The sequence below is a fragment of the Vibrio sp. M250220 genome, from assembly GCF_036533795.1.
Taxonomy (GTDB): domain Bacteria; phylum Pseudomonadota; class Gammaproteobacteria; order Enterobacterales; family Vibrionaceae; genus Vibrio.
This window is the reverse complement of the sequence record NZ_JATABI010000005.1, coordinates 94864-118095: the sequence shown is the minus strand read 5'-3', so window position 1 is coordinate 118095 and position 23232 is coordinate 94864. Positions and strand designations below refer to the sequence as shown.

Here is a 23232-nt window from a genome sequence, read left to right as displayed (position 1 = left end):
CAGAGTCGCCTCTCTCGCTGCAAGCTGATGTCTTACTACTAATGTGTGCTATCACACTTCTGATAGCGTTACTTAAATGAGAAACAATGAACGAAGACAATTCGCCCTCTTCTCTAGAAGGTAAGAAAGAAAAATCTGAAGGTCCGAGTAGAAAGTCCTTCTTCGGACGCCTAGGCCAACTTTTTCAAGGTGAACCAAAAGATCGCCAAGAGCTCGTCGATGTCATCCGCGACTCTGAAGAAAATGACCTGATCGACCACGACACTCGAGATATGCTCGAAGGTGTCATGGAGATCTCAGAAATGCGTGTGCGCGACATCATGTTGCCACGTTCGCAGATGGTTACCGTTGATCGCAGTGACGATTTAGACACCTTGATCAACCTCATCACCGATGCTCAGCACTCTCGCTACCCAGTCATCAGTGAAGATAAGGACCATGTTGAAGGTATTCTGTTAGCGAAGGACTTACTTAGATACTTAGGTTCTGGAAGTGAACCATTCGATATTGAGCAAGTGATCCGTCCTGCGGTTGTCGTTCCTGAAAGCAAACGAGTAGATCGTCTGCTAAAGGAATTCCGCGAAGAGCGTTATCACATGTCTATCGTTGTCGATGAGTTTGGTGGTGTATCCGGTCTTGTGACTATCGAAGATATTCTCGAAGAGATCGTGGGCGATATTGAAGACGAGTTCGATGATAATGAAGAACTTGATATTCGTAAGCTCAGCAAACATACATTTGCGGTAAAAGCACTGACCACTATCGAAGAGTTTAATACTACATTCGGTACCACTTTCAGTGATGAAGAGGTCGACACTGTCGGCGGTATGGTGATGACGGCATTTGGCCATTTACCATCTCGTGGCGAAGTTGTTGATATTGATGGTTACAGCTTCAAAGTAACCTCTGCGGACAACCGCCGAGTACTCCAACTTCAGGTAACCATTCCTGATGAAGAGCTGGTTACTGACTCTACTGAAGAGTAACGCTACTCCCCCTAAGGGAAACGAAATAATACGATGATGGATTCACTTTTTCATCGCCTCAAACGGCCGCTTGCGGCCGTTTTTGTTGGCGCATTAACAACTCTAGCATTTGCCCCTTATCAAATTTGGCCTCTGGCAATTGTCAGCCCTGCGCTTCTATTACTGCTTATTGACAAGCAGTCTGCTAAACACTCGCTATGGATAGGCTATGCTTGGGGCATCGGGCAATTTTCTACAGGCATTAGCTGGGTACATGTCAGTATCGACAACTTCGGCGGTATGCCCAAAATTGCCAGCGTCTTCCTCATGGTGCTATTAGTTGGCTACCTCGCTGTTTATGCCGCATTATTTGCATGGAGTCTAAACCGCTTTTTTCCGCACAAGCAGCGCTCACGATTGCTGCTCGCAGCGCCTGCTCTCTGGCTAATCATGGATTGGTTGCGCGGCTGGGTAATGACGGGCTTTCCTTGGTTATGGCTAGGCTATAGCCAAATAGACAGTCCACTCGCCAATTTTGCTCCGTTAGGTGGAGTTGAACTTATTACCTTGTTGGTGATGATTAGTGCGGGCTCTATCGCTTACGCTACTCTTTCGCGTCAATGGCGACATCTACTTATTCCTGCCGTTATTCTGATGACAGGCTTTGGATTACAATCCGCTCAGTGGGTGTCTCCTTCAATGGATAAAGTGACTAAAATAGCACTTATTCAGGGCAATATCGCGCAAGAACTGAAATGGCAACCGAGTCAACGCTGGCCAACCATAATGAAGTATACCGACCTGACTCGAGAAAATTGGGATGCAGACATTATCATCTGGCCTGAAGCGGCAATACCTGCTTTTGAATTCGAGATCTCCTCATTTCTAAGCAATCTCGATGCCGCAGCTCGTATGAACAACAGCGCGGTCATTACTGGAATTGTCAACCAAGGTGAAGACAAGAAGTTCTACAATAGCATTCTCACTGTAGGTCAAACGCCTTATGGTGATTATCGTTACGATATGAACCAGCGTTACCACAAACATCACCTGCTACCATTTGGGGAGTTCGTACCATTTGAGAGCATCCTGAGACCGCTTGCTCCATTCTTCAACTTACCCATGTCTTCCTTCAGCCGAGGAGATTTTATCCAGCCGAATATTGATGCCAATGGTAAGCAGATGGCTCCTGCATTGTGTTACGAGATTATCTTCAACGAGCAAGTCAGGCAAAATGTCGATGACGATACAGATTTTATTTTAACGCTTTCAAATGACGCTTGGTTTGGTCGCTCTATCGGCCCACTCCAGCACATGGAGATTGCCCGTATGCGAGCTCTAGAGTTAGGTAAGCCGGTGATTCGTGCAACAAACAATGGCATCACTGCTGTGACTGATTATCGCGGTCATATCACTGCGCAAGTGCCACAATTTGAAACGGCAGTGCTGCGCGCTGAAGTTCCTGCGACAAAGGGCGAAACACCCTACCGAAACCTTGGCACTTGGCCGCTGTATATCTGGGTTGGATTAAGTCTGGTGATTGGGTGGAGAATGAGGAAGGGAGTCTCTAGTCTCTAGTCTCTAGTCTCTAGTCTCTAGTCTCTAGTCTCTAGTCTCTAGTCTCTAGTCTCTAGAAAAAGATTGAAGGGTTGGTGTGAAAGCATCAACCCTTTTTTGAGAATCGAGAAAATTATGGCTTGGTAAAGAGTCGTTCTGTCAACACCTTATGGACAAAGCTAACTTCTACTTACTACTAACATCCACCTCTCGCGCAGCGCGAAATGCGGTCTCGATTCTCGAAGCGAAGCGTTCTAGCATCTCGTAGGGCGCAGCCCGCTCTTTTTTACGGTTTCAATGCCCGTCGACTGAATCCTTTGTGGCCACAGTGCGTGCAAGGAATAATAACAGTTGGGTGAGTGTATTGTGTTTTATGACCACACTCATCACAGACAAGCATACCCAAACCAATCACTTCGCCCGCCTGATATAGACCTTGGTGCTCTAGATCCTGAAATAACTCGACCCACTCGACTTTCGTTCTATCCGTAATATCAAGTAGCCCTTGCCAGATGGAGTCGGCAATCATGATATAAAATGGACCACTTTTTGAGTCTTCATAATTGTCAGCAAACTCTTTTAAATCTGACTTAACATATGCAGACACAAGTGCTAACTCATCTTTGGTTAAGTCATTCGCAGCATCGACGACCTTACCAGAGGTTTCTAAAACGTGGTTAACTTCATCAGGACTATGCTTTAGAGCTTCGACAACATCTTCAAACATCTCCTCGTAACCTGCTTTGCGTTTTGCCATCGCTAACCTCCTTTCGATTCAGTGGTGCACATTCATAAAGCCCAGTTAAGGCATTAAACATCACCATCTTTACGTGATTTGAGTGGGTATTGGCTATTGTTGTGCCCCTCTCCTTTAGGTATTCTATGACGATCTATTAATGTCTGTTCTAACCGAACTCACAAATTCCAAGATAACCGGATATCATCGATGCAAGAACAATATAACCCGCAAGATATTGAACAAAAAGTTCAACAGCACTGGGATAACAACAAGACCTTTGTTGTAAGTGAAGACCCAAACAAAGAAAAATTCTACTGTCTCTCTATGTTCCCATACCCAAGTGGCCGACTGCACATGGGTCACGTGCGTAACTACACTATCGGTGATGTGGTATCTCGTTTCCAACGTCTTCAAGGTAAAAACGTAATGCAACCAATCGGTTGGGATGCATTCGGTCTACCTGCAGAAAATGCAGCCGTTAAAAACAACACGGCACCAGCGCCTTGGACTTACGAAAACATTGAGTACATGAAGAACCAGCTTAAACTTCTAGGCTTTGGTTACGACTGGAATCGTGAGTTTGCAACCTGTACACCAGAGTACTACCGTTGGGAACAGGAATTCTTCACTAAGCTTTACGATAAAGGCTTAGTTTACAAAAAAACGTCTTCAGTTAACTGGTGTCCAAACGACCAGACGGTTCTAGCTAACGAGCAGGTTGAAGACGGCTGTTGCTGGCGTTGTGACACACCTGTAGAACAAAAAGAGATCCCTCAGTGGTTCATTAAGATCACAGAGTACGCTCAAGAACTGCTAGACGATCTCGATAACCTAGACGGTTGGCCTGAAATGGTTAAAACCATGCAGCGCAACTGGATCGGTCGTTCTGAAGGTGTTGAACTGCGATTTACAGTAAAGAACGTCGAAGTAAAAGGTCACCAAGACCTAGAAGTTTACACAACACGTCCAGACACACTAATGGGTGTGACATACGTGGGCATCGCAGCAGGTCACCCTCTAGCGGCTATCGCAGCGGAAAATAACGCTGAGCTTGCAGCTTTCATCGAAGAGTGTAAGAACACTAAAGTCGCTGAAGCGGAACTAGCAACAATGGAGAAAAAAGGTATGGCGACTGGCCTTACCGCAATTCACCCATTGAATGGTCGTGAAGTTCCTGTTTACATTGCTAACTTCGTACTGATGGATTACGGCACAGGTGCTGTTATGGCTGTACCTGCGCACGACCAACGTGACTTCGAGTTTGCAACCAAGTACGGTCTAGATATCATCCCTGTTATCAAGCCAACTGACGGCAGCGAGCTAAACATCGCTGAAGAAGCATATACAGAGAAAGGTGTACTGTTCGATTCAGGCGAATTTGACGGTCTTGAATTCCAAGCAGCATTTGATGCCATTGCAGCAAAACTAGAAGCTGAAGGTAAAGGCACTAAAACAGTTAACTTCCGTCTACGTGACTGGGGTGTTTCTCGTCAGCGTTACTGGGGAGCTCCAATCCCAATGGTCACAACGGAAGATGGCCAAGTTCATCCAGTGCCAGCAGACCAACTACCAGTGATTCTTCCTGAAGATGTGGTAATGGACGGTGTAACGAGTCCGATCAAAGCAGATAAAGAGTGGGCGAAGACCACGTTCAACGGTGAACCAGCACTGCGCGAAACCGATACATTTGATACCTTTATGGAATCATCTTGGTACTACGCACGTTACTGTTCTCCGCAAGCTGATGACATCTTAGATCCAGAAAAAGCAAACTACTGGCTACCAGTAGACCAATACATCGGTGGTATCGAGCACGCTTGTATGCACCTACTGTACTCTCGCTTCTTCCATAAACTACTACGTGACGCGGGTTACGTAACCTCTGATGAGCCGTTCAAACAGCTGCTATGTCAAGGTATGGTGTTGGCTGATGCGTTCTACTTTGAAAACGAGAAAGGCGGTAAAGAGTGGGTTGCACCTACTGATGTAACCGTAGAGCGCGATGGCAAAGGCCGAATCACTTCTGCAAAAGATGACCAAGGCCGCGACGTTGAGCACTCAGGCATGATCAAGATGTCTAAGTCGAAAAACAACGGTATCGACCCACAAGAGATGGTAGACAAGTACGGCGCTGACACAGTACGCCTATTTATGATGTTTGCCTCTCCAGCAGATATGACTCTTGAGTGGCAAGAATCAGGCGTTGAAGGCGCTAACCGCTTCTTGAAACGTGTTTGGAAGCTGGTTAAAGAGCATGCATCAAAAGGCGTGGCTGAAGCCATTGACACGTCAGCACTATCTGGTGACCAGAAAGCGCTACGTCGTGATGTTCACAAAACTATCGCGAAAGTAACAGACGATATCGCTCGTCGTCAAACGTTCAACACAGCAATCGCCGCTATCATGGAACTAATGAACAAGCTAGCGAAAGCGCCTCAAGAATCAGCGCAAGACCGTGCGATCCTTGATGAAGCGTTAAAAGCGGTTGTCGCAATGCTTTACCCAATCACTCCGCACATCTCATACGAACTATGGGTTGCGCTAGGTGAATCAGATATCGATAACGCGGTATGGCCAACGTTTGACGAAAAAGCACTCGTTGAAGATGAGAAAACCATCGTTGTTCAAGTTAACGGCAAACTACGTGCGAAGCTAACAGTACCGGCAGATATCTCTAAAGACGAGATTGAACAACTGGGCCTAAACGATGAGAATGTGACTAAGTTCACTGAAGATAAAACGGTACGTAAAGTTATTTACGTCCCAGGTAAACTTCTAAACATCGTTGCGAACTAATCTGTTCTAATAACGTCATAAACAGGGTAGCCACCTACCCTGTTTTATTTATCTTAGCGTTTTGACCCGCAATAACTCAGAACGCTAAGATAAGTATTCCAATAATCGAGAGCCATCAACCTATGTTTCCTCAAGTCATGCGACTCATTTCAACTCGTTCTGTAAAGCTATCTACGGTTGTTCTTGCTGCAAGCCTTTTATCTGCTTGTGGTTTCCACCTACGCGGTGACTACTCAATCCCTGAAGAGCTTGATACGATGTCACTGACCAGTTATGACCAGTACAGCAACTTCACGCGTATGATGAAAGGCCAACTGCGTATGAGTGAAATTAAATTGGTTTCTCCTGCGGCAGATGTTCCGAATTTGCACCTAATTAGCGAAGGCGTCGGTGAACGTACGCTCTCGCTATACCAAAACACCCGTGCAGCCGAAAAAGAGCTGACATTCCGTACCTCTTACCGTGTGACTATTCCAGAGCTAGGTTCCAAAACGTTTTCTACTAGCGTAACGCGCAGCTACTTAGATAACCCACTGACAGCTTTAGCGAAATCGGTAGAACGCGACATGATCGAAGATGAAATGCGTAAACTCGCAGCGTCACAGATCATTCGTCAGATGGCTCGCCTAAAAACCAATATCGAATCCGGCACTATGCTTAGTCAAGTAGAGCAACAGGCGCAACTTAAGGAACAAGAGGAGCAGTACCGAGTGAAGACATTCGCTAGTGATGAACCTCAACAAACCGTCACAACTTCCTCTGAGAACCAGCAGTAACTATGCGAGTTTTCGCTGATCGATTGGTGGAGCAGTTAACCAAACAGCTCTACCCTACCTACTTAATTTTCGGTAACGAACCGCTACTTCTTCAGGAGTCTCGCCAAGCGATTCAACAAGCCGCCTATAAACAAGGTTTTGAGGAAAAACATAGGTTTGCTATCGATAATTCCTTTGACTGGAACTTAGTTTACGATTGCTGTCAGGCGATGAGCCTTTTTTCTGCCCGACAAATTATTGAGTTGGAGCTCCCTGAATCTGGTGTAAATACCACCATCGCTAAAGAGTTGCTTGCGGTCTCCGACTTACTCCATAGTGATGTCATTCTGGTTCTAATTGGAAGCAAGCTCACCAAGGTCCAAGAGAGTGCTAAGTGGTTTAAAGCTCTCTCAGGAACGGGCTGCTTGGTAAACTGCCTCACGCCAGATATTCAGCGCCTACCTCAGTTTGTTCAAATCCGTTGCCGCGCTCTTGGTCTTAAGCCGGACCCTGAAGCAGTTCAAATGCTGGCTCAATGGCACGAAGGTAACTTGTTTGCACTGACTCAGAGTTTGGAAAAACTGGCTCTGCTCTATCCAGATGGCGTACTTAATCTAATTCGGTTAGAAGAGTCCCTTAGCCGTCACAACCATTTTACTGCGTTTCATTGGATAGACGCCCTATTGGCGGGCAAGGCTAAGCGTTCTCAGCGCATCCTTCGCCAACTGGAAGCAGAAGGTGTAGAAACCGTCATCCTAGCCCGCACAGTACAAAAGGAACTCACACAACTACTGACAATGTCTCAGCTTCTACAAACACGGCCTATCGGACAAGTGTTTGAGAAATACAGAATTTGGCAGTCGAAGCGTCCTCTTTACTCTGCGGCTCTAAACCGATTGACACCAGTGAGACTGATGCAACTTCTTCAGTTATTGGCACAGACTGAGAGGACAATAAAAACTCAGTACGAACAATCTAGCTGGCCACTATTACACCAGTTGAGTACTGAGATTTGCTTACCTCAAGTTAAGCTATAAAAAGCGTGGTATACTTCGCCGCCCCAAAATACACTACCAAGTGTCAATCGATTAAATAACGAGGAAAAAGCCTTGCAACTTGAACAGTTAAACGAATTTCTAGTCGACAAAGTTGATGATATGAAAGCTCAAGACATTAAAACTATTGATGTTCAGGGTAAATCAAGCATTACAGATTACATGATCGTTTGTACTGGCACGTCAAAACGCCATGTTGCCTCTATTGCTGAACACGTCGCAAAAGAATCTAAACTTGCTGGTATTATTCCACTAGGCATTGATGGCGAAGCTGAAGGTGAATGGGTTGTACTTGATATGGGAACAACGATTATCCATGTTATGCAGGAAGAGCAACGCGAGCTATACCAACTTGAAAAGCTTTGGGGCTAAGCGATGAAATTACAGCTAATTGCCGTTGGCACTAAAATGCCGAAATGGGTTGAAGAGGGCTTTCAAGAGTATCGTCGTCGTTTCCCACACGATATGCCGCTTGAGCTGGTTGAAATTCCAGCTGGAAAACGTGGCAAAAACGCCGACATTGCAAGAATCTTGCAAAAAGAGGGCGAAGCGATGCTTGCAGCAGTGCCAAAAGGCAACCGAATTGTTACTCTCGATATTCCTGGCAAAAAGTGGGATACACCACAATTAGCGGAACAACTAGAGCATTGGAAACTTGATGCCAGAGACGTGTCTATTCTGATCGGTGGCCCAGAAGGTCTAGCACCTGCATGCAAAGCAGCCGCTGACCAGAGCTGGTCACTATCAGCACTAACGCTACCACACCCACTGGTGCGCATTGTAATGGCAGAAAGCCTGTATAGAGCGTGGAGCATTACTGCTAACCACCCATATCATCGAGAATAACCATCAATGTTAAGGAAGCGTACCCTAATAAGGGATTACCATGAAGAAGCGCGACTATTTAAAAGCCGCGCTATCGTCGCTTTCATCGGTATTGTCGCTATGCTGGGCATCTTGGTAACCAACCTGTACAACATCCAGATTAACCAATACCAAGATTACAAAACCCGCTCTAATGACAACCGAATTAAAGTTGTCCCTATCGCGCCTAACCGCGGCTTAATCTACGACCGTAACGGTAAACTGCTAGCGGAAAACCGCCCAGTATTCAGCCTCGAACTGACGCCGGAAATGATCAAAGATATGGATGATACCATTGCTCGTCTGCAAAAAATCTTAACCATTACTCCAGAGCAAGTAGAGCGTTTTCAAAAAGAACGCCGACAAACTCGACGCTTTAAATCTGTTCCGATCTTAAACCAACTGACACCAGAGCAAGTCGCCAAATTTTCGGTCAACCAACATAACTTTCCTGGCGTATCGGTTAATGCCGCGCTCAAACGTCACTACCCTTATGGTGAAGTGCTGACTCACGTTATTGGTTATGTGTCGCGTATCAATGACCGTGACATGCAACGTCTAGTTCGTGAAGAGAAAGATGCCAACTACCAGGCCACACATGATATCGGTAAACTCGGCATTGAACGCTATTACGAAGATATGCTGCATGGTACGGCGGGTTATCAGGAAGTCGAGGTTAACAGTCGTGGCCGCGTCATTCGTACACTTAAGTATGTACCTCCGGTTCCGGGCAAAGACATTGTACTTAACCTGGATATTGACCTTCAGCTCTATGTTCATAAGTTGCTTGATGGGCGTCGCGGCAGCGCGGTCGTTCTCGATCCTAAAGACAACGGCGTATTAGCAATGGTATCCAGTCCAAGTTACGACCCCAATGCTTTCGTTCATGGCATTTCAGGACAGGCATACAGCTCATTACTTAACGACAAAAACCGCCCCTTGGTGAATCGAGCAACACTCGGAATATATCCACCCGCTTCAACCATCAAACCATTTATGGCCGTGGCGGCGTTGCAAGAAGGCGTGGTTACCCCTTATACCACTAGAAATGATCCTGGGTACTGGAATATTCCGAACTCTAAAACAAAGCCGTTCCGCGATTGGTTACGCTGGGGCCACGGCAAAGTAGATATTGTTCAGTCGATTGAAGAATCTGTTGATACCTTTTTCTATCAAATCGCTTACGATATGGGGATTGATCGCATATCGAGTTGGATGATGATGTTCGGATTCGGTGACTACACTGGCATTGATATTTACGAAGAAAGTAAAGCTAACATGCCAACCCGTGAATGGAAAATGGCACGACATCGAACGCCTTGGTATCAGGGTGACACTATTCCTGTCGGTATTGGACAAGGGTACTGGACATCGACCCCAATGCAACTTGCTAAGGCAACATCGGTACTCGTAAAACGCGGAGAGGTGGTCGCTCCTCACCTACTAAGAGCCACTATCGATAATGGTGAAGTGTTTGAAAAACAACAGTTATCCGATATTGAAACTTATCCACCTATCGCTGGTGTCAAACCTCGTTACTGGGACATGGCCATTGAAGGCATGCGACTGGTTAACCATGGTAAGAAGGGAACCGCTCGTCGAGCGTTCACTAAGACACCGTATGTCAGTGCGGGTAAATCCGGGACAGCGCAGGTGTTTGGACTAAGTGAGGATGAAGAGTACAACGCAGATGAAATTGCGGAACACCTTCGCGACCATGCGCTCTTCACTGGGTTTGCTCCGATTGACAATCCAAAGGTGATTGTCACAATCGTATTAGAAAATGCTGGGGGTGGCTCTTCTCTGGGTGGCCCAGTGGTAAGAAAGATATTTGACCACGTACTCGTGGAAAACAAAGAGGCGAACTAATCATGGATTTGAATCCAGCAACGGGTCAAAACCGAGTTCTGTTTGAACGCTTCCACCTCGATCTACCTTTATTACTAGGAATTCTGGTCCTGATGGGATTTGGTCTTGTCGTCATGTACAGCGCTAGCGGACAAAGTTTAGCCATGATGGATCGTCAAGCAATGAGAATGGCTCTCTCCCTTGGCGTTATGTTACTTCTCGCACAAATTCCACCACGCACTTACGAGGCGATGGCACCGATCATGTTTGCTGGTGGTGTGGTGCTACTACTAGGCGTGCTCTTTTTCGGTGAAGCCTCTAAGGGAGCTCAGCGCTGGTTAAACTTGGGGTTTATTCGCTTCCAGCCATCTGAACTGCTTAAACTCGCAGTGCCTCTGATGGTGGCTCGTTATATTGGTAAACGCCCTCTTCCGCCAACATTCCAGACTCTGGTCATGTCATTGGTCATGGTGTTTGTCCCGACAATTCTGATTGCTAAGCAACCTGATTTAGGTACCTCAATACTGATTGCCGCATCAGGCATTTTCGTTATCTTTCTCGCCGGTATAAGTTGGAGAATCATTTTTGCAGCCGCCTGTGGCCTAGGTGCCTTTTTGCCTATTTTATGGTTCTTCCTGATGCGAGAGTATCAAAAGGTACGGGTGAGAACGCTATTTAACCCTGAGTCTGACCCACTTGGTGCGGGGTATCACATTATTCAAAGTAAAATCGCTATCGGCTCAGGAGGCATATCAGGGAAAGGATGGCTGCAAGGTACCCAATCACAATTGGAGTTTTTGCCTGAACGTCATACTGACTTCATTTTTGCCGTCATTGCCGAAGAGTGGGGATTGATTGGTATTCTTATCCTATTAGGCTTGTACCTGTTCATTATTGGTCGAGGCTTGGTGTTAGCCAGCAAAGCACAAACCGCATTCGGTCGAATGATGGCGGGTAGTATCGTTCTCAGCTTTTTCGTTTACGTCTTCGTAAATATTGGCATGGTGAGTGGAATTTTACCTGTTGTTGGCGTACCGCTCCCCTTAATCAGTTATGGTGGTACATCCATGGTAACTCTAATGGCTGGTTTCGGGATACTGATGTCAATTCACACTCATAGAAAAGCATTTTCCAAGGCAATTTAAATGATAAACAAGCGACTACTGCTTACTCTTGTTGCAACTTGTGCGGTTTTGGCAGGCTGCTCTTCAGCACCATCAAAACGCTACACCATTGATGATGACATTGCGCCTGATGCACCAATTTCAGTCGATCATATTGAAGATGCTACTCCACAATACGAATCCTATAGTTTAGGAGGTAACAGTAACTACACGCTAAGAGGCAATAGCTACACCATCATTAAAGAGCCTAAAGGCTTCAAACAAGAAGGCATTGCTTCGTGGTATGGTAAAAAATTTCACGGTCACTTAACTTCCAATGGCGAAGTCTATGATATGTATTCCATGTCAGCTGCCCACAAAGAGTTGCCGATCCCTAGTTATGTCAAAGTCACAAACAAAGACAATGGAAAGACAGCGATCGTTCGCGTCAACGACCGTGGTCCATTTCACCCAGGCCGTATCATTGACCTGAGCTATGCAGCTGCAACGAAATTAGATGTGATTAAAACGGGTACTGCCAACGTCGCCATCGAAGTTATTACGGTCGATAAACCAACGCAAACCAATAAACAGGATTCCCTGACTAAGTTTGCCGTTCAGGTAGCCTCTTCACAATATCAAGATCGCGTTGAAACTTTAGCGCGAGATTTAAGTCAAAAGCTATCGGTGAAAAGCTACGTCAACTCGAGTAGTAATGTACACCGCGTCTTTTTGGGCCCTTTCGACGACTATATGTCGAGCCAAAAAGCACTAGAAAGAGTGAAAGAACTCGGTTATACCAGTGCTTTCATTAAATCCCACTAGTCCTCAATCCAGTGTATCCCTATTCCTATACTGGTTTGAGAGATTGATTCTGTTAAGATATGGACAGTTAACGATAAACCTGTAGTCAATATGAAAAAAACAACGCTAATTAAATCAGTTTTTGCGTCTTCTATTGCGCTTTCTGCAACCATCGCATCTTCTGCCTTCGCATCACCAATTGTGATGCCAGACGCGCCTCAAATCGCCGCTAAAGGCTACGTTTTGATGGATTATCATTCAGGTAAAGTTTTAGCTGAAAAAGAGATGAATACAAAACTCTCTCCAGCAAGCTTAACGAAAATGATGACCAGCTATGTTATTGGTCAAGAGTTAGAACGCGGTAACATCTCACTGCAAGACGATGTCACCATCAGCAAGAACGCTTGGGCAAAAAACTTCCCTGATTCATCGAAAATGTTCATCGAAGTCGGCACTACCGTAAAAGTAGAAGACCTCAACCGAGGAATCATTATCCAGTCTGGCAATGATGCTTGTGTTGCTATGGCTGAACATATTGCCGGATCTGAAGATGCATTTGTTGATCTAATGAACGCATGGGCTGACACAATTGGTATGAAGGACACACACTTCGCCAACGTTCATGGCCTAGACAACGCGAATCTTTACTCGACACCTTACGATATGGCACTACTTGGTACTGCGCTTATTCGCGACGTACCGGAAGAATACCGTATCTACTCTGAGAAAAAATTCACCTACAACGGCATTACTCAATACAACCGTAACGGCCTGCTTTGGGATAAAAGCATGAACGTTGATGGTATTAAAACGGGCCACACAAGCAATGCTGGTTACAGCTTAGTAAGCTCTGCAACAGAGGGTAAAATGCGCCTTGTTGCCGTCGTGATGGGGACTAAAGACGCTAACGCTCGTAAATCAGAAAGTAAGAAGTTACTCAGCTACGGCTTCCGTTTCTTCGAAACAGTCGCGCCTCACAAAGCAGGTGAAACGTTCGTAGAAGAAAAAATCTGGATGGGTAATAAGGACACTGTGGCACTTGGGTTGGATCAAGACACCTATGTGACTTTACCTCGTGGACAAGCGAAAAATCTCAAAGCTAGCTTTATCCTTGAAAAAGAGCTTGAAGCCCCAATAATGAAGGGTGACGTAGTTGGTAAGCTATACTATCAACTAGAAGGTGAAGATATTGCCGAGTACCCACTACTTGCTCTTGAAAACGTAGAACAAGGTAGCCTATTCAGCCGCCTATGGGATTACATTGTCATGTTGTTCAAAAGCTTCTTGTAATCTATGTACTTAGCAAAAAAAGCCGCCAATTTGCGGCTTTTTTTTATTTATCTCAGTAGTGACTAGCGTGAGCCACGTCTTGAGTTCATCTCAGATAGACAGTACTATTCTGCGCTGCGAATAACGACTTTCCAACTTGGAGTTTCAACATGCTGAACATTAACTCAGATGCAAAATTGAGAGACCTGCTTGAGTTCCCTTGTTCTTTCACATACAAGGTAATGGGCTACGCTAAGCCAGAGCTACCAGAAAAGGTTCTTGAAGTCATCCAACGCCATGCTCCAGGTGATTACAGCCCAACAGTAAAACCAAGTGCTAAGGGAAATTACCACTCGGTATCAATCAACATCACTGCAACCTCGATTGAACAGGTTGAAACGCTTTATAAAGAGCTTGGTGAGATTGACATCGTGCGCATGGTGCTATAAAAAATTTGAATACACTCAAATTTTATTGAAAGCAGCGAAAGCTGCTTTCTTTTTAGATATCAATTAGATAAATATCCTGCAAAAACTCTAGGGTTAAAAATGTGTTACTGGCATATAGTTCAATAACCAGAAGCAGTTTATAATCTTTCCACTTTACTAACCGACGATGGAAGAGCGGAATGCAAAACCTGCTTGTTGTGAAACATCTTGGTAGACAGGACTATAAGCCTATCTGGCAAGCGATGCACGATTTCACTGACAATCGAACAGAAGAAACGCCTGATGAAGTATGGCTTGTCGAACACAACCCTGTCTTCACACAAGGACAAGCCGGCAAAGCTGAACACCTGTTAAACACAGGGGATATTCCGGTCGTTCAAAGCGATCGTGGTGGGCAAGTCACCTACCATGGACCCGGACAACTGGTCGCTTATTTTCTTATCAACCTTCGTCGTAAAAAGCTAGGTGTTAGAGAACTCGTTACACATATCGAGAACCTCGTAATCAACACTCTAAAAGCATACAATATCGAATCCGCTGCTCGACCTGATGCCCCTGGTGTCTACGTCGATGGCAAAAAGATTTGTTCCTTAGGGCTTAGAATTCGTAAAGGTTGTTCATTCCACGGCTTGGCACTAAACGTCAACATGGACTTGTCACCTTTCCTACGCATCAACCCATGTGGTTATGCAGGTATGGAGATGGTACAAGTCAGCCAATTAGGTGGGCCTGACGATATCGCTCAAGTTGAGACAAAGCTAGTCGAAGAACTGGTGACTTTACTTGGTTATGACCACGTAGAACTAGATACAGCCGCAAAATCGGCAAGCAACAACGAGAAGTAAGAGAAGCATGAGTAAACCAATCCAAATGGAAAAAGGCGTTAAGTACCGCGACGCTGACAAAATGGCTCTGATCCCGGTAAAGAACATGCCTACCGAGCAGAAAGAAGTTCTTCGTAAGCCAGAATGGATGAAGATCAAACTGCCTTCTGACAGCCAACGTATTCAAGATATCAAATCTGCAATGCGTAAAAACAACCTGCACTCCGTTTGTGAAGAAGCTTCGTGTCCAAATCTAGCAGAATGTTTTAACCACGGAACAGCAACTTTCATGATCCTTGGTGCAATCTGTACTCGTCGTTGCCCGTTTTGTGACGTTGCCCATGGACGTCCACTCGCTCCAGAAAATGATGAGCCAAAGAAACTAGCAAAAACAATCCAAGACATGAAGCTGAAGTATGTGGTGATCACATCGGTAGACCGTGATGATCTTCGTGATGGCGGCGCTCAGCATTTTGCAGACTGTAACCGTGAAATTCGTGCTCTCAACCCTAACATCAAGATTGAAACCTTGGTTCCTGATTTCCGTGGTCGCATGGATATCGCCCTTGAACTTCTTAAAGATAACCCGCCAGATGTCTTCAACCACAACCTTGAAACAGCACCTCGCCTTTATCGTAAAGCGCGTCCAGGAGCGAACTACAAGTGGTCACTGGAGTTATTGAAAAAATTCAAAGAACAGCATCCTAGCATTCCAACTAAGTCTGGTTTGATGATGGGTCTTGGTGAGACGAAAGAAGAGATCATTGAGGTTCTTAAAGACCTTCGTGCACACGGTGTCACTATGCTGACATTGGGTCAATACCTTGCACCAAGCCGCCACCATTTACCTGTTGAACGCTACGTGCCTCCATCAGAGTTTGATGAGTTAAAAGAAATTGCTCTAGAGCTTGGTTTCACACATGCAGCATGTGGACCATTTGTGCGCTCGTCGTACCATGCAGACCTTCAGGCTCAAGGTTTAGAGGTGAGCTAGAGTAAGTCAATTTTGTGGCAAGGGTCGACATAATAAGTCGACCCTTTTTGTTATCGGTTGTTGAATGAATCACTACACTTCGATAGGCTTAACCTACAACCATTACTACTAAGCGTATTCCAAGGAACTAGTATGAAAAAGTTTGGACTAGCGGCAATGACTCTGGCGGCCCTGTCTGCTGGCTGTGCTTCAAATACCGAGCAAGACAATTTTCGAGAAGCTTCATTTGAGCTTTGCAATACCGAAGTGGATATCTACTCAGTGAGTGATGACGGTCGCGTACGCATTGTTTGCTCTGACGGTTCTAAATTCGCACTGACGAATGAAAGCACGCTGGAAACGATGCGTGACATTAATATCGACTACTGTGACGGTGAAGGCTTAGGTAAATTCAACGAAAGCAGTAAGTATTACTCGTTCAAATGTAAGTCTGGCACTCTTCTTAGCCTACCTAAGTAACGGGAAATGAACAATAAAAAGGGCCGATGTAACAACATCGGCCCTTTTTGTTTTCTCACTGTATTGGTTCTAGCTCGAGGAAAAGGTGCGGAGTTTGCGCTAGTAAATGAGCACCTTTGACAACAAAATAGACCAAGTCAGGCAGAACCATTATGCGTAAACTGGTAGACGCTTACAGATATCGAGCACCTTCGCTTTCGTTGCTGCGATAACTTCCTCATTACCGATGTTATCTAAAACATCACACATCCAGTTTGCTAGCTCTTTTGCGTCTTCTTCAGTGAAACCACGACGAGTGATTGCAGGAGAACCAACACGGATACCAGACGTGACAAACGGGCTACGAGGGTCATTTGGTACAGAGTTCTTGTTAACTGTAATGTTTGCTGCACCTAGTGCTGCATCTGCATCTTTACCTGTAATATCTTTGTCAATTAGGTCAACAAGGAATAGGTGGTTTTCAGTACCGTTAGAAACGATCTTGTAGCCGCGCTCTTGGAACTGAGCAACCATTGCTTTCGCGTTTTTAACTACGCGAGCTTGGTACTCTTTAAACTCTGGCTCCATCGCTTCTTTGAATGCAACCGCTTTACCAGCGATAACATGCATTAACGGGCCACCTTGGCCACCAGGGAAGACAGCTGAGTTGAGTTTTTTGTACATCTCTTCACCCGCGTTAGACAGGATAAGACCACCACGTGGACCTGCTAGCGTTTTGTGCGTTGTTGTAGTGACAACGTGAGCGTGTGGTACAGGCGTTGGGTATACGCCCGCTGCGATTAGACCCGCAACGTGAGCCATATCGACAAATAGGTACGCGCCTGCTTTATCTGCGATTTGACGCATGCGAGCCCAATCTACGATCTGTGAGTAAGCAGAGAAACCACCGATGATCATCTTCGGTTTGTGTTCTAGAGCAAGTGCTTCCATTTCGTCGTAGTTGATTTGACCAGCTTCGTCGATACCGTAAGGAATAACGTTGTAGTGTTTACCAGAGAAGTTGACTGGAGAACCGTGTGTAAGGTGACCACCGTGCGCTAAGCTCATACCAAGAACAGTATCACCAGGGTTAAGTAGAGCCATGTAAACAGCACTGTTTGCCTGTGAGCCTGAGTGAGGCTGTACGTTTGCGTATTCACAGCCAAATAGCTGACATGCACGATCAATTGCCAGAGATTCAGCTTTATCAACGTACTCACAGCCACCGTAGTAGCGCTTGCCTGGGTAACCTTCAGCGTACTTATTTGTAAGCTGAGAACCTTGCGCTTCCATTACACGTGGACTTGTGTAGTTTTCTGAAGCAATAAGTTCAATGTGTTCTTCCTGGCGAAGAGTTTCTTCTTGAATTGCTGCGAACAGTTCCGCATCGTAATCTGCGATGTTCATATCACGCTTTAGCATCTGTATCTCCTGACTCAGATTGAGACTTTAAATTGCAAAAAAAACCGACCTTTGACACTCACGCAAACGTTTGCATCAAGCTAATGACGCGCATTCTACATAATTTGATCTTTGTCATAAAGAGAAAATTTCAGTTTTTCTCATGCAGTTTTTTCATAATGCTTTACAGGGAATCTCATGTTGAGCACTTATCCGAACATTTCGCCAGCTAAGTGTCAATTCCATCCTTTACACCCCGTAAAACGATAATTACATAGGTTTACCTTAAATTTCACTCTCAAGCTACCGAAATCCTATTTTTTTAAATAGTATGCACGCCATTATTTACTTGTTAAATTTCAAATTGATGGAAAAACACTCAAGACGAGAAGATTGGGTCGCAATTTTGACCGGCACCTTTTTAGTCGCCCAAGGCTTCTTTTTCCTCCAATCAGCATCACTGTTGACTGGAGGCACAGCAGGACTGGCACTTTTAACCAGCCAGATGACCCATTTTTCACTCGGCACTCTGTACTTTATTGCCAACTGTCCATTCTATTTATTAGCATGGAAGCGTTTCGGTACTCGATTTGCAATTAATAGTGCGATTTCTGGTGCTCTTGTGTCACTAATTACTGATCACCTCTATTTAGTCATCACTCTAGAGACCATCAACCAAGTCTACTGCGCGATCGCTGGAGGTCTTTTGATGGGATTAGGGATGCTGATTCTTTTTCGCCATCGTTCGAGTTTGGGGGGCTTCAATGTGTTGTGCCTGTTCATTCAGGACAAATTCGGCATTTCAGTGGGTAAGTCTCAGCTGGCTATAGATTGTGCGATTCTTTTTGCTTCGTTCTTTTTTGTCTCTCCAGAAGTGATTGGTTTATCGATTCTCGGGGCTGTCGCTCTAAATCTTGTCTTAGCAATGAACCACAAACCAACTCGCTACTCGGTGACTTACGGTTAGTCGTTAACTTCTACTACAAATACAATTAAGCCCGCGATCACTCGCGGGCTTATTGCGTTATTTAGTTCAATTCACCATGTGAGCTTCTCGCTTTCACATCATGGCTTAACTCTTTATTCAGTTCAGCCTCAACATGACCAGGTGATTGTGTGCCTTGCGAAATCAGACGATACATTGCAGGAATGACAAACAAGGTAACAAAGGTCGCAAAGCCCATACCGAAGAATATCACTGTCCCTACCGCAACACGGCTCTCATAACCAGCACCCGTCGAGAGAATCAACGGTATCGCTCCCGCTAATGTGGTGAATGCGGTCATCATAATCGGGCGTAAACGACGCGAAGAGGCATCAAGAATCGCTTTTTCGAACTCAATCCCACGGTCACGCAGTTGGTTAGCGAACTCTACAATCAAAATACCGTTCTTAGTGACCATGCCGATAAGCATAATCATTCCGATCTGGCTGTAGATATTCAGTCCCTGCCCCATCAGAAATAGACCAAGAAAACCACCGAATACCCCCATAGGAACCGTAAACATCACCACCAATGGGTTTATAAAGCTTTCAAACTGCGCGGCCAGTACCAGATACGCGACTAAAAGTGCTAACGCAAACACCAATAGAATGCTCGATTGGTTCTCTTTGTAATCTTTCGATTCCCCAGAATAGCTAACTGAAATATCACTAGGTAGTAGTTCAATCGCTTGCTGGTCAAGGAAATCGAGCGCCTCACCAAGAGTGTAACCGTCCGATAAGTTCGCTGTTATCGTGACCGCTTTTTGCTTGTTGTAGTGAGAGAGTCGAATCGACGAAGCCACTTCTTCAATCTTCGTTACCGCATCAAGCGTAACAAGTTCGCCTGATGATGTACGCATGTAGATTTGGCTCAAGTCTGACGCATTGTTAAAGCTATTTTCATCACCACGCAGATAAACATCATACTCTTCACCTCGTTCGACAAAGGTCGTCTCGCTCTTACCGCCCAGCATGATCTCCAAAGTATCGGAAATGTCTTGTACGCTGATCCCTAGTTCAGCCGCACGCTGTTTGTCTACGCTCACCACCAGCTCAGGTGTTTTCTCAGAGTAGTTAATGTCGCTGCCTTCCATATACGGAGAGTCTTCCGCGATCTGCTCCAATTTCTCAGCCCAGGTTTTCAGTTCACTGTAATCGGAACCGCCAAGTACGAATTGAACAGGTTCACTTGACCCCCCTCTAAATCCTGGCATAAATGGGAACACGCGCACATCCGCCATGCCAGCCAACGCCTTACGCACTTCACCTAACGCCTGCTGTGCTGTGACTTGGCGATCATTCCAATCTTCCAAAATCATAATAACGAAGCCGGTCTGATCCCCCGCATTGCCACCAAACGCAGGCGATTGGATACTGAAAGACTTCAGAAAACCTTGCCCAAGCAGAGGCATTAGTCTGTCTTCGACAATGTCCATATTTGCCGCCATGCGATTGTAACTGGTCGCATCGGCACCACGAACAAACGCAAAAATTACGCCGCGGTCCTCAGAGGGTGTTAACTGTGCAGGTACTTGTTGCATCAGCCCCCAGCTGCCACCGATACAGGAGACAATAATCAGCGGTGCAGCCCATTGCCATTTCAATGCCCCTTTCAATACTCGACGGTATAGCAACTCCAAACGACCAAATATTTGGTCAATAAACAGATTAAATCGATTCGGTTTGACGTTCGCTTTAAGCAGTTTACTTCCCAAAACAGGTGTCAACGTCAATGCGATGAGCGAAGAAAAAATCACCGACATCGCAAGCAAAACAGAAAACTCAGTAAATAGCAGACCTACCATGCCGTCCATAAAAGAGATAGGCAGGAACACCATAACCAAAACCAACGTGGTAGCTATAACCGCAAAACCCACTTCGCGGGTCCCTTTGTATGCCGCAAGCAATGGCTTTTCACCATTTTCGATATGATGGAAAATGTTCTCTACAACAACGATAGCATCATCGACAACCAGACCAATCGATAGAATCAACGCCATCAAGGTAATCAAGTTAATCGAGAAACCAAAATAGTAAGCCGCGATAAACGATGAAATCAAAGAGACAGGAACGGTTACCGCAGGGATAAGGGTCGCCCTTGCCTGACCAATAAAGATGTAGAGCACTAAGATGACTAAACCACCGGTAATAAACAAGGTGCTGTACACTTCTGCAATCGAGCGTTCAATGAACACTGTCGAATCATAATCGATCGCTAAACGAGTGCCTTGCGGTAGAAACTTCTGGATGTTTTCAACTTCTTGATGAACTAAGTCCGCCACTTCTAGTGGGTTGGCATCTGACTGCGGCACAATCCCCATACTGACGTTAACCACACCATCACTCTTAAAAGTCGAGTTCTCGTTTTCTGCACCTATGTAGACATCAGCAACATCTTTTAGGTAGATAGGTGTGTTATCTGATGCGCGCTTGACCACCAGATACTCAAAATCTTCTGCCTTGTTATAACTACGAGCCGTACGTACCGACATCACAATCTGATCGTTACGCACTTCACCTCCAGGGCTTTCAATATTCTCACTACGAAGAGCGGAAGTAATATCAGAAGTGGTTACGCCTCGGCCTGCCATCTGTTCTGGCTTCAACTTGACGTACATAACTTTGTATAAGCCACCCGAGATATCGACAGAGCTGACACCTGAGATAAGACTGAACCTGTCAATCAATACGCGTTCAACGTAGTCCGTTAACTGAGTTCTATCCATCTCAGAAGAACTGAGGTTGATATAGAGTGAAGCTTCACCTGAACCGTTGTTTTTGAACACAACGGGATCATCCGCTTCATCGGGTAGTGAACGCTGCGCACGGGCAACGGCATCACGAACATCACTCACGCCCGTATTAAGGTCATAACCAAGATCAAAAGTGATGGTAATACGCGACATACTGTTGCGGGTTGTCGACGATATCTCATCAATACCACTGATACCCGACAGTTGGTCTTCTAGTACTGAGGTTATCTGGCTTTCAATAATGGTCGCCGAAGCACCTTCGTAACGAGTACTAATAGAGACAACAGGACTTTCAATGTCCGGCATTTCTCGCACGGCCAGCTTATTAAAGGAAACAATACCGAAAACGCACAACAACAAACTTAAAACAACCGCGGCAACGGGTCGCTTAACTGAAACATCCGACAGCAGCATTAGTTAGCCCCTTCTTGCGGCTTTGCTTTCTCTTTAGGGCGGCCATCGCTACCTAACTCAGAAACCACTACGCCATCACGCATATTCACTATGCCCTGCACGACAATTTTGTCGCCAATCGATAATCCTTGCTCTATGACCACTAAATTGTCGACACGAGCGCCCAGCAATACCTCGGTTCGTTTAGCATTGTTGTTTTGATCAATAACATAGACGTAACGCTTAGTGCCCGAATACTCCAGAGCCTGGACTGGAATAATTGGCGCTTCTATAGCAGGAAAATCCATATTGGCTGATACCAGCATGCCGGGTTTTAGCTCTTCGGATGGATTACTAAAGTGAATACGCACTCTAAGATTAAGCGTTTCTTGGTTAATACGAGAGTCAATAGCAACAACTTGTCCCTCAAACACTTTATTCTGCCAAGCAGCCGTAGTCGCCGTCACTTTCATGCCTTCAGAGAGCTGTGACAGGTAACGCTCTGGCACCTGAAGATCCAACTGCATCACGGATAGATTATCCAGTGTGAGTAACGCCTCGCCTGCCGTCACCATTTTCCCGCGACTAAAATCGATAAAACCAACGGTGCCTGCAAACGGGGAGGTAATATGAAGATCTTTAAGGTTTGCGTTGGCCGCATCTAGGCGAGCCTGAGCAATTTCCACACTGGCTTTTTGCGCATCGATCTCTGTCTGCGTAATGGCATTGCGTTTAACAAGACGCTCGAATTCTTTCAACTTACGTTGTTCATCTTTCAAATACGCTTTTGCCTCAGCGACAGAAGCGCGAGCTTTATCATCATTAAGCTGAATGATCATTTGACCTTGACGCACAGCTTGATTCGCTTTGACAGCAATAGTGTCGACTTTTCCGGCGACTTCGGTAGAGATCTCTACCGATTGCTCAGCTTCCAACTTACCGACCAAGACAAGGGACTGAGAGACATTGTGTGTTTGAACAAGCTCAGTGACGACTGTAACTGTCGAAGGTCCTTGCCTCTTTGCATAAGAGAGTGGTGCTGCTGTAAGAATAGACAGAGACAAAAGACTCAAAACAATTTTATTTTTCATAGTGAGATTCTGCATAGATAAACTAGATATATTGTATCCGCTAAAATCCATTATGAACGTCAAGTAATGTAAAGAGCGAGAAATATTCTGTAAGTGAAGCCGTTGATTGTTTGAGCTTTATGCTCATTTCCTAGCTCCTTTGTCCAAAAA

General features: G+C 45.4%; 20 protein-coding genes. 16 read left to right on the top strand and 4 right to left on the bottom strand.

The window, feature by feature from the left end; translation table 11 throughout:
• Positions 1 to 86 precede the first annotated feature (86 nt).
• Both corC and lnt read left to right on the top strand, forming a co-directional pair.
• A complete protein-coding gene (gene corC / locus QTN94_RS03525) occupies positions 87 to 986 on the top strand; it encodes a CNNM family magnesium/cobalt transport protein CorC (RefSeq protein ID WP_331416081.1) in 900 nt (299 codons plus the stop codon).
• Between the two features lie 33 nt (positions 987 to 1019).
• Positions 1020 to 2543: an apolipoprotein N-acyltransferase gene (gene lnt / locus QTN94_RS03520; RefSeq protein WP_331426890.1), complete on the top strand. Its 1524-nt coding sequence runs from the start codon at positions 1020 to 1022 to the stop codon at positions 2541 to 2543.
• 265 nt (positions 2544 to 2808) lie between these two features.
• Here the strand turns inward: lnt and QTN94_RS03515 are convergent, their stop codons facing one another.
• On the bottom strand, positions 2809 to 3279 hold the full coding sequence (locus QTN94_RS03515; RefSeq protein WP_331426888.1) for a zinc ribbon-containing protein: 471 nt from the start codon (positions 3277 to 3279) through the stop codon (positions 2809 to 2811).
• A 189-nt stretch (positions 3280 to 3468) separates the two neighbouring features.
• On the opposite strand from QTN94_RS03515, the gene leuS reads away from it, so the two are divergent.
• From leuS to QTN94_RS03450, 13 genes are all read left to right on the top strand, one after another.
• Positions 3469 to 6057 (top strand): leucine--tRNA ligase, encoded by a 2589-nt coding sequence (gene leuS, locus QTN94_RS03510; protein WP_331426886.1) that lies wholly within the window; start codon positions 3469 to 3471, stop codon positions 6055 to 6057.
• Between the two features lie 137 nt (positions 6058 to 6194).
• Positions 6195 to 6833: an LPS-assembly lipoprotein LptE gene (locus tag QTN94_RS03505; RefSeq protein WP_331426930.1), complete on the top strand. Its 639-nt coding sequence runs from the start codon at positions 6195 to 6197 to the stop codon at positions 6831 to 6833.
• Between the two features lie 2 nt (positions 6834 to 6835).
• Positions 6836 to 7849, top strand: a complete 1014-nt coding sequence (gene holA, locus QTN94_RS03500) for a DNA polymerase III subunit delta (protein ID WP_331426885.1) — start codon at positions 6836 to 6838, stop codon at positions 7847 to 7849.
• 72 nt (positions 7850 to 7921) lie between these two features.
• The gene (gene rsfS, locus QTN94_RS03495; protein ID WP_138973403.1) at positions 7922 to 8239 is read left to right on the top strand and encodes a ribosome silencing factor; all 318 of its coding nucleotides are present in this window, start codon (positions 7922 to 7924) and stop codon (positions 8237 to 8239) included.
• A 3-nt stretch (positions 8240 to 8242) separates the two neighbouring features.
• Positions 8243 to 8713, top strand: coding sequence for a 23S rRNA (pseudouridine(1915)-N(3))-methyltransferase RlmH (gene rlmH / locus QTN94_RS03490; protein ID WP_331416085.1), 471 nt, complete (start codon positions 8243 to 8245; stop codon positions 8711 to 8713).
• A gap of 6 nt (positions 8714 to 8719) precedes the next feature.
• Positions 8720 to 10600 (top strand): penicillin-binding protein 2, encoded by a 1881-nt coding sequence (gene mrdA, locus QTN94_RS03485; protein ID WP_331426884.1) that lies wholly within the window; start codon positions 8720 to 8722, stop codon positions 10598 to 10600.
• A gap of 2 nt (positions 10601 to 10602) precedes the next feature.
• Positions 10603 to 11724: a rod shape-determining protein RodA gene (gene rodA, locus QTN94_RS03480; RefSeq protein WP_138973406.1), complete on the top strand. Its 1122-nt coding sequence runs from the start codon at positions 10603 to 10605 to the stop codon at positions 11722 to 11724.
• Positions 11725 to 12507 (top strand): septal ring lytic transglycosylase RlpA family protein, encoded by a 783-nt coding sequence (locus QTN94_RS03475; RefSeq protein WP_331426883.1) that lies wholly within the window; start codon positions 11725 to 11727, stop codon positions 12505 to 12507.
• Between the two features lie 90 nt (positions 12508 to 12597).
• Complete coding sequence (locus QTN94_RS03470) at positions 12598 to 13776, top strand: serine hydrolase (protein ID WP_331416087.1); 1179 nt, start codon at positions 12598 to 12600, stop codon at positions 13774 to 13776.
• A gap of 149 nt (positions 13777 to 13925) precedes the next feature.
• Entirely contained in the window at positions 13926 to 14204 is a 279-nt protein-coding gene (gene ybeD / locus QTN94_RS03465) for a DUF493 family protein YbeD (protein WP_138973409.1), read from the top strand.
• 179 nt (positions 14205 to 14383) lie between these two features.
• Positions 14384 to 15049, top strand: a complete 666-nt coding sequence (lipB, locus tag QTN94_RS03460) for a lipoyl(octanoyl) transferase LipB (RefSeq protein ID WP_331426882.1) — start codon at positions 14384 to 14386, stop codon at positions 15047 to 15049.
• 7 nt (positions 15050 to 15056) lie between these two features.
• Positions 15057 to 16022: a lipoyl synthase gene (lipA, locus tag QTN94_RS03455; RefSeq protein WP_331426881.1), complete on the top strand. Its 966-nt coding sequence runs from the start codon at positions 15057 to 15059 to the stop codon at positions 16020 to 16022.
• Positions 16023 to 16154: 132 nt separating this feature from the next.
• Positions 16155 to 16481 carry a hypothetical protein gene (locus tag QTN94_RS03450; protein ID WP_138973412.1) on the top strand — a complete coding sequence of 109 codons (327 nt, stop codon included), beginning with the start codon at positions 16155 to 16157 and terminating at the stop codon, positions 16479 to 16481.
• Positions 16482 to 16631: 150 nt separating this feature from the next.
• Here QTN94_RS03450 and glyA read toward each other — a convergent pair whose 3' ends face one another.
• Positions 16632 to 17882, bottom strand: coding sequence for a serine hydroxymethyltransferase (glyA, locus tag QTN94_RS03445; RefSeq protein ID WP_138973413.1), 1251 nt, complete (start codon positions 17880 to 17882; stop codon positions 16632 to 16634).
• A 346-nt stretch (positions 17883 to 18228) separates the two neighbouring features.
• Between glyA and QTN94_RS03440 the strand changes: the two genes are divergently transcribed.
• Positions 18229 to 18828 carry a YitT family protein gene (locus tag QTN94_RS03440; RefSeq protein WP_331426880.1) on the top strand — a complete coding sequence of 200 codons (600 nt, stop codon included), beginning with the start codon at positions 18229 to 18231 and terminating at the stop codon, positions 18826 to 18828.
• 61 nt (positions 18829 to 18889) lie between these two features.
• Here QTN94_RS03440 and vexH read toward each other — a convergent pair whose 3' ends face one another.
• Together vexH and QTN94_RS03430 are read right to left on the bottom strand one after the other, a co-directional pair.
• Positions 18890 to 22012, bottom strand: coding sequence for a vibriobactin export RND transporter permease subunit VexH (gene vexH / locus QTN94_RS03435; protein ID WP_331426879.1), 3123 nt, complete (start codon positions 22010 to 22012; stop codon positions 18890 to 18892).
• Complete coding sequence (locus QTN94_RS03430) at positions 22012 to 23082, bottom strand: efflux RND transporter periplasmic adaptor subunit (RefSeq protein WP_331426877.1); 1071 nt, start codon at positions 23080 to 23082, stop codon at positions 22012 to 22014. The genes vexH and QTN94_RS03430 overlap by 1 nt, the downstream gene beginning before the upstream one ends.
• Positions 23083 to 23232: the final 150 nt, after the last annotated feature.